5 protein-coding genes are annotated in these 8,575 nt (G+C 40.1%); 3 read left to right on the top strand and 2 right to left on the bottom strand.

The genetic code is table 11. From position 1 onward, the window contains the following. Positions 1-67: 67 nt before the first annotated feature. Entirely contained in the window at positions 68-1,288 is a 1,221-nt protein-coding gene (locus VGE44_RS16585; RefSeq protein WP_331081221.1) for an alanine racemase, read from the bottom strand. A gap of 365 nt (positions 1,289-1,653) precedes the next feature. Here VGE44_RS16585 and VGE44_RS16580 point away from each other — a divergent pair, with 365 nt between their 5' ends. The 3 genes from VGE44_RS16580 to VGE44_RS16570 all read left to right on the top strand — a co-directional run bounded on the left by VGE44_RS16580 (position 1,654) and on the right by VGE44_RS16570 (position 7,645). Continuing rightward, positions 1,654-2,046, top strand: a complete 393-nt coding sequence (locus VGE44_RS16580) for a hypothetical protein (RefSeq protein ID WP_331081219.1) — start codon at positions 1,654-1,656, stop codon at positions 2,044-2,046. 98 nt (positions 2,047-2,144) lie between these two features. Beyond that, positions 2,145-6,488 carry a CusA/CzcA family heavy metal efflux RND transporter gene (locus VGE44_RS16575; RefSeq protein WP_331081217.1) on the top strand — a complete coding sequence of 1,448 codons (4,344 nt, stop codon included), beginning with the start codon at positions 2,145-2,147 and terminating at the stop codon, positions 6,486-6,488. Next, a complete protein-coding gene (locus VGE44_RS16570; RefSeq protein WP_331081215.1) occupies positions 6,488-7,645 on the top strand; it encodes an efflux RND transporter periplasmic adaptor subunit in 1,158 nt (385 codons plus the stop codon). Before VGE44_RS16575 ends, VGE44_RS16570 begins: the two co-directional genes overlap by 1 nt. Positions 7,646-7,668: 23 nt before the next feature. Here VGE44_RS16570 and VGE44_RS16565 read toward each other — a convergent pair. Further along, positions 7,669-8,575 (bottom strand): MutS-related protein (locus tag VGE44_RS16565; protein WP_414649346.1); only part of this gene is annotated, 907 nt, incomplete at its 5' end.

The raw sequence follows: 8,575 nt of genomic DNA, 5'->3' as shown, positions 1-8,575 counted from the left end.
TCAACTGTCAACTGTCAACTGTCAACTGTCAACTGTCAACTGTCAACTGTCAACTGTCAACTAAATTCTATTGCGATTTCCCGCGCGCCAGAATAGGCAGAATCTTTTCAACCTTACCATTCCGGATACCGTACATGAAATCATATAAGTTGACTATAGGATCACAGTGTGGTACGATTACCTCGAATTTATCTCCTACTTTATAAGTTTTGTTGGGATTGATAATTTTTACTGATCCATACTCATCTGAACCTGCATTATAATCAAAATCAGGTTCTCCAATAACAATTCCATGTGGCACATTTAATGTCATAGCCTTTGCTCCTGAATCTGTCACATATTTCCCTGCTTTGGAATCGTTGATGATGGTCGCCATTACTGTTAGAGAAGGTGCGAAATCATCCATTATTTTTTCATTGTTTGCACCACCAATGATCATATACTGATGATCCATAAACAAATAGCTTCCAACCTGTACATCAGTAAAGCCAGGAATTTCATACATCATATCATAAGTACCAGTACCACCACCGCTGAAGATCTCCATATTTAAACCGGATTTCTTCATCAGTTCATAACTCCCAACAACTGGTTCAAAAGTTTTAAATGCCTGTGCTTTACGAGCCTTAAAACCTTCAACATGTTGAACAGCTCCATCATATGCCAGTACACCACGGAATTTCAAATTGGGCGCTTTGTCTACATATTGGGCAAGTTCTAATGCCGGTTGCCCATTAGCTATACCAGATCTATTAATCACATCCAGATCCACAACAATATCTGCAATAATACCTGCAGCCTTAGCAGCATCCTGAAGATCCCTCGCATTCTGCATATTATCTACCGCCTGAATGAAGCCTTTATACTTCTTTCTTAATGCCATTGCATGATTGATCTTCGATACTGAGATGTTAACTCCGGTCATCAATACATTCTGAATTCCGTTAGCGAGCATCACTTCCGACTCTGCAAGCTTTGCCGCACACACTCCTACTGCACCAGCAGCAACCTGCATCTTTGCAATGGCCGGACATTTATGTGTTTTAACATGCGGACGAACACCTGTACCTGTACCCTGCAACCGGGTCTGTACATGTTTAATGTTCTTTTCCATTTTATCAAGATCGACACATAGAGCCGGGGTGTCGAGATCCCATTTTGACTTGCCAATATCAGAGGATTTGACATCAATTAAAGTTTCGGCACTTAAAGAAGATGACCACAAGGAAGCAGCTCCTGCAAAAGCACTTGCCTGTAAAAATTTTCGGCGATTGAAAGAATTAGACATTGTTCACAATTTAAATTAGTTTTAGATTCTGTTTTAAATGTAAAAAAAAATTATCAATAATAGGTACCTGCCTCGCAGAGAGCTGATTCCAAAAAACATCAATCTTAAAGAATAAGAATAAAGAAATTAATTTTCATTTGTAGTAAACAGTTATTGAATAGAATAATAGCAATGACTATATAAAGTCAGATTGGAATGAAATTCATTAAGTTTCAGTGTTTTCAAAAGAAAATCATCCCGAAACATCCCAAACGAGAAAGACTTTAATTACTGATCCCCATCTTAAAAAAAATCATGTACCAATTTTGATACTTGTACTTCCTTAAATTATTAGCAATCTTTATGGCTCGAAATATTGATTCGAATTGAGAAAATCTGCTGTTATAACTTATATCATCCTTTATCTGGCTGCGACCACAAGCCTCGGCGAACTGTTCAGACTGCCTGTACTGATTTCACATTTCGCAGAGCATAAAGCAGATAATAATTCAATTACCTTCTATAAGTTTCTTTATCAGCATTATCATGCCGACGATGGCAATGATCAGGACAATGATCGCGACAGTCAGCTACCCTTCAAATCACAGGATCCCGGATCCAGTTCTTCATCCTTCAGTTTTGGAATCCCTCATCCGGGAAATAATCTCCTATTGATACCATTCTCAACTTTTTCATCCTCTAATACTGTAAAGTATAAAGAACCTTATATTCCATCAGCCTGCCTGAACCGAATCTGGCAACCACCAAAATTCAGCTGATTTACTTCCATTTCCTAAACTAATATTCATAAGGATACCCTAAAGGTATGCCTCATTTTGTATTTGCATTCATTTCTGAGTGCTGAAATTATTTTTTCATGCTAAATAAGATCATTGGATTTTCGATAAAAAACAAATTAATTGTTGGCTTATTCACCATAGTACTAATACTCTATGGAACTTATGAGCTCAGCAAATTACCCATTGATGCTGTTCCCGACATTACTAATAATCAGGTACAGGTAATTACTATTGCTCCATCCTTCGGAGCCACGGATATTGAGAGATTGGTGACCTTCCCTGTTGAGCAGGCGAACAGTAATATTTCCGGATTAAAGGAAATCAGAAGCTATAGCCGTTTCGGCCTTTCTCTGGTTACAATTGTTTTCAACGATGATGTTGATATTTACTGGGCCAGGCAGCAGGTAGCAGAACGTCTGCAACAGGTTCAATCGCAAATACCTGAAGGTATCGGTAATCCGGAAATGGGCCCTATTTCTACCGGACTCGGGGAAATCTATCAATATGTTGTCCGTCCCGAAAAGGGATATGAACAAAAGTATTCCATTACTGAACTGCGTACTATTCAGGATTGGATCATCCGAAGGCAACTTTTGGGTGTCAAAGGTGTCGCCGAGGTAAGCTCCTTTGGAGGTAAACTGAAGCAATACGAAGTTGCTATTGACCCTAATAAACTTCAGTCATATGGAATAAGCATAAATGATGTATTCAGTTCACTTGAGAATAACAATCAGAATACCGGAGGTGCCTATATTGAAAAACACGAAGGAGTATTATACATCAGAAGTGAGGGATTGATCAATAGTGCAGAAGATATTGAAAATGTCCGCATCAAGAACACCAAAAGTGCTGTCCCACTGCTTATCAGAAATGTAGCTAAGGTGCAGATTGGCCATGCAACACGTTACGGCGCATTAACTTATAATGACCAGGGTGAAGTTTCAGGAGCCATAGTAATGATGCTTAAGGGTGGAAACAGTAATGTGGTAATCGATAATATCAAGGAACGAATTGTACAGATCCAAAAGTCATTACCTGAAGGTGTGATCATTGAACCTTTCCTGGATCGGACCAAGATGGTTAATAATGCGATCAGCACTGTTAAAACCAATCTATTGGAGGGTGCATTGATTGTTGTTTTCGTGTTGGTCGTTTTTCTTGGGAATCTGCGGGCCGGCTTCCTGGTGGCTTCAGTAATCCCGCTTTCCATGCTTTTCGCGGTAATCATGATGAACATCTTCGGGGTAAGCGGGAACCTTATGAGTTTAGGCGCTCTTGACTTCGGTCTGATTGTGGATGGTGCGGTAATCATTGTTGAAGCAGTAATGCATCAGTTAGCCCATTCCGGGAAGTTTATGGGATTAAACAGACTCAGCAGACATAACATGAATGATGAGGTTAAAAGTGCCGCTTCAAAAATGATGAACAGTGCAGTATTTGGGCAGATTATCATATTGATAGTCTACCTTCCAATATTCACTCTCGAAGGTATTGAAGGAAAAATGTTTAAACCCATGGCACAAACAGTCGCATTTGCCTTGCTTGGTGCATTCATTCTTTCTCTTACTTATATCCCAATGATGAGCACAATTTTTCTGAGTCGCGATAAAAAGGAGAAATTAAATTTGTCGGATCGCATCATGCTTAAGATCGAACGTGCTTACAAAAATACATTGATTAGAGTCCTGGGATTTCCCAAAGTTGTTATCCTAAGTACCTTAGGTTTATTCATTATTGCCCTTTTTCTGCTCTCCAGAATGGGTGGGGAATTCATCCCGTCTATTGAGGAAGGCGATTATGCAGTAGAAACAAGAGTACTTGCGGGAAGTAATCTGAATACCACCATCGAAAGCGTTCAGAAAGTTGTTCATATTCTAAAATCCCGGTTCCCTGAAATAGAGAAAGTCATTACCAAAATTGGTAGCAGCGAAGTTCCTACAGAACCCCTGCCAATGGATATGGGTGATATGATAATTACACTAAAAGACAAGAGTGAATGGACTTCGGCAAGTTCATTTGACGAATTGTCTGAGAAAATGACAAAAGCAGCCCAGGAGGTTCCGGGTGTAACAACAAGCTTTCAGTTTCCTGTACAAATGAGGTTTAATGAATTGATGACCGGTGCCAGGCAGGATGTTGTTTGCAAGATATTTGGCGAAAACCTCGACACTCTTTCGCTTTATGCCAAAAAACTTGGAACTATTGTCAGCAGTGTTGAGGGAGCCAGCGATTTGTATGTTGAAACTGTTAGTGGGATTCCTCAGATTGTGATTGATTATAATCGTCCTGCAATTTCCCAATACGGTCTGAGCATAAAGGAAATAAATGAGGTAGTCAATTCAGCATTTGCTGGCAAGGTAAGTGGCCAGGTCTTTGAAGGTGAGAAGCGGTTTGATCTTGTAGTTCGTTTGGCAAGTGAGAAAAGACAGGATTTGAAAAATATCAGGGAACTATTAATACCTGCGGCGGATGGGATACAAATCCCATTATACCAGCTTGCTGATGTAAGTCTGAAGGATAGTCCTAATCAGATTCAACGAGAAGATGCAAAAAGGAGGATTCTTGTGGGATTTAATGTACAGGACAGGGATGTTGAAAGCATTGTGAATGAGTTGAGCAAAAAGGTTGATGAAGCCATTAAACTACCTCCCGGATATATCATTACTTACGGAGGCTCTTTTGAGAACCTGAATGCCGCAAAAGATCGTCTGATGATTGCAGTACCGGTTTCACTGGCATTGATATTCCTCCTTCTTTATTTTGCCTTCAACTCAATCAGACAGGGCTTATTGATTTATACGGCCATTCCCCTTTCGGCAATCGGAGGAATATTCTTACTGGCTCTCCGCGGGATGCCTTTCAGCATCAGTGCAGGTGTTGGCTTTATAGCCCTGTTTGGAATCGCTGTTTTAAATGGAATTGTACTTGTAGCTGAATTCAACCGCTTGAAAAATTCCGGCGAAGCCGATATCCGCGAAATCATTCTCAAAGGCACAGGGACACGTTTACGACCTGTACTCATGACCGCTTTCGTGGCCTCACTCGGATTTCTGCCTATGGCCTTGAGTTCAGGTGCAGGTGCTGAAGTGCAGCGGCCCTTAGCTACGGTAGTGATTGGAGGTTTACTTGTTGCAACTTTCCTGACCCTGTTTGTATTGCCAGTGCTATATATTCAGTTTGAAAAAGGATTCAGACCACGGAAAAAACATGCAATAGCGGCATTACTTCTACTTCTAATCTCGCAGGGCCAAAATTCAAATGCCCAGATTCCGATTGGTCTCGAAGCCGCATTGGATAGCGCCCTTAAAAACAATTTGATTCTGAAAGAGGAAATTTTGAAAGCCAATTTTCGGAACCAAATGATCAGCACAGCGTCCCCTCTTCCTCAGGCACAATTAATTGCAGAGTATGGTAATTTTAACAGCACCTACCGGGATTCCCGATTAAGTCTGAGTCAGAGTTTTAACTTCCCAACAGTTTACAGCCGGCAAAAAACTGTGTACGAAGAGGAATGGAAAAACAGTCTTATTGCAGGGGAACTGCAGATTGCTGAGCTTAGAAAAAATGTAACTCAGGTTTATTATCTGCTCAAATATCTGGAGGAAAAAGAACAGTTATTAAGAAGAACTGATACTATGTACGCTGAATTCATGAGAGTAAGTAAAGTCCGGCTAAAAAGTGGTGAAAGCAACATCCTTGAAAGCACAATTTCCGTGAATCAAAAAGGTGCGATTCAGCTTCAGTTGAATCAGCTTATGCAGGACAGAGAAACACTAAGTACCCGGTTTGGCCTTCTTATTAATTCTGAGACATACTTTAAACCGGATAACAGGCCATTCAAGCTTACTGAACCCCTTAATCCTGAGAATAATCATCTCGAACAACATCCCTCAATAAAAATAATGGAGCAAGAGAGGATTATTGCTGAAGCTGGGACAAAACTGGAAAAGGCAAAGCTTCTCCCCGACCTTTCATTTGGATATAATAATTTAAGTATACGGGATGCAACTGATTTAAACAATAGTCGCCGCTACAGTTCTTTTCAGGCCGGAATAGGTATTCCTGTCTTCAGCAAAGCTCAGAAATCCAGAGCCGGAGCAGCAAAGGTCAATGAAGCTATAGCCCAAACCGCACTTGAACGTGAAAAACAAACTCTGCACAAACAATATCTCGATGCACTGGCACAGTTCAAAAAGAATAAAGCGGATGTGAGCTATTTTGAAGGAACAGGGTTAAAAAATGCTGCTACAATAAAGCAGACATTAAGCCGGCAACTCCGTACCGGAGAGATCAATTACCTGGAATGGGCAATTCTTAATCAGCAGGCACTAACAATTGATAGTGAATATCTGGACGCAGTGAAAAGCCTGAATGAAAGTATTATACAAATTGAATACCTACAATTTAACACAAAACTATAATGAAGAACCTTAATATATCAGTACTTAAAAACCTGATCCGCTTATACAGTATCTATCTGATCAGTACAGTTCTAATATCCTGCGGAACAGAGAACACAGAAACTACAAAGACTAAAGAGAGTGTTAATCAGAACTTGGTCACACTAACAGAAGCTCAGTTCAAAAATGCAGCAATTAAAACAGGAATAGCCGAAACAAGGACTGTTTCTGATATTCTGAAGCTTAATGGTAGTATTGAAGTTCCCCCACAGAACCTGATATCTATCAGCATACCTCTCGGAGGCTACCTGAAATCTACGACAATGCTTCCCGGGACAACTGTAAAAAAGGGCCAAGTGATTGCCATAATTGAAGATCCCCAATATATACAGTTACAACAGGATTATCTTGTAACAAAGGCTAAATTGGCCTATTCAGAACAGGAACAGAACAGACAAAAGGAATTGAATAAGGAAAAAGCAGGGAGTGACAAGGCACTTCAATTGGCTGAAGCCGAATATAAAAGTATGAAAATTGCAATTGCTGCGTATGCAGAAAAGCTCAGGCTGATTGGTATTGATCCTTATCGCCTGAGCGAAAATAATATCAGCAGGCAAATACAAATCCGTTCATCGATCAATGGATATGTCAGCAGGGTCAATGGAAATATAGGCAGCTATTTCAATCCATCGGATGTGCTGATCGAATTAATTAATCCTTCGGATATTCACCTGACTCTGACTGTTTTTGAAAAAGACCTCGGCAAATTAAGCCGGGGGCAAAAGGCAATTACCTTCTCAAATAATAACCCGGACAAAAAATATGAAACGGAAATTGGTCTGATAAGTAACAATCTTTCAGCAGAAAGGACTGCTGAGGTTCATTGCCATTTTAAGCAATTTGATAAAAGTCTGATACCGGGAATGTATATGAATGCAGAAATAACTGTGCAGGACAATCGGGAGCAGACACTTCCTGAGAAAAGTATAGTCAACTTCGAAGGAAAGAATTATGTTTTTTTAGAAAAAGCGACACGAACATACGAAATGACAGAGGTCATTATTGATGGAACAGAAAATGGCTTCACTGCAGTAAAAACTGATCTCGGTGCAAAGAAGATTGTGACTGCTGGTACCTATTCTCTGCTTATGCAATTAAAAAACCTGGCTGAAGAATAATAGATCATGCATCAGCAGGATCCTTAATCCTGCTGATGCTGATTTTCAGGATAAATTCCAATTCGCTGAAGCAATAATGAAGCATTAAAGGTTTTGCATTCTCCTACTTTTAGCTTATAATCAAACCTCATTTCACCGGCTTCCATTTGGATATCAAAGTAATAGTTGCGGATATAATCAGGATATTTCTGCTCAAGTCCGGCAATTTGCAGATCATGGGTAGCAACAATTCCGACCGCATTTTGTGAGATCAGCTTTTCGATAACAGCCTTTGACCCGAGATATTTATCAACTGAATTGGTCCCTCTCAACATTTCATCAATCAGGAAATAGACCTTACCTGAATTATCCAGCATTTTAATCAAAGCCTGCAAGCGATCAAGTTCTGCTTTAAAAGTCGAGGTGCTTTCATTTAAAGAATCTCGGATACGCATATAGGTAAAAATCAGCATCCGGCTAACTTCCATTGATAGTGCGCAAGACGGTGCACCACTCAGAGCAAGAACAGTATTTATTCCGAGAGTACGTAAAAATGTACTTTTCCCTGCCATGTTAGAGCCGGTGATGATATCTATTTTCAACTGGTTATCAAGGAGATAGTCATTATCAACCCTTTGTTGTGATGGGATTAATGGATGCCCGATGGATTTGGCCTTTAAAGTATAATTTTCCTGCTCATTGATTTCTGCAAAACACCATTCTGGATAATTTGTGTTCAAAGAACTCAGACTGATTAACGCTTCGAAAGAGGCCAAAACATCAAAAGCCTGTTTCAGTCCCTCATGATTCTCCTTTTTCCAATTTTCAATTGCAAATAGCTGCCTGATATTCCACAACATCACAACATTCAGAATGCCACCTACCGCGGTAAGCCCGAAAGTAAGATGGCTGATCAGCAAGGAGAAACGTTTGATCTGCTCCGAAAGTTTC

Source organism: Daejeonella sp. (assembly GCF_036405355.1).
Classification (GTDB): domain Bacteria; phylum Bacteroidota; class Bacteroidia; order Sphingobacteriales; family Sphingobacteriaceae; genus Daejeonella.
The sequence above is the reverse complement of the archived record's forward strand: the minus strand, read 5'-3'. Positions and strand labels throughout refer to the sequence as shown.

Bases quoted from the DNA above. Each gene is read 5' to 3' on its own strand.
- VGE44_RS16585 (WP_331081221.1), bottom strand. From the start codon at position 1,288: ATGTCTAATTCTTTCAATCGCCGAAAATTTTTACAGGCAAGTGCTTTT.
- VGE44_RS16575 (WP_331081217.1), top strand. From the start codon at position 2,145: ATGCTAAATAAGATCATTGGATTTTCGATAAAAAACAAATTAATTGTT.
- VGE44_RS16570 (WP_331081215.1), top strand. From the start codon at position 6,488: ATGAAGAACCTTAATATATCAGTACTTAAAAACCTGATCCGCTTATAC.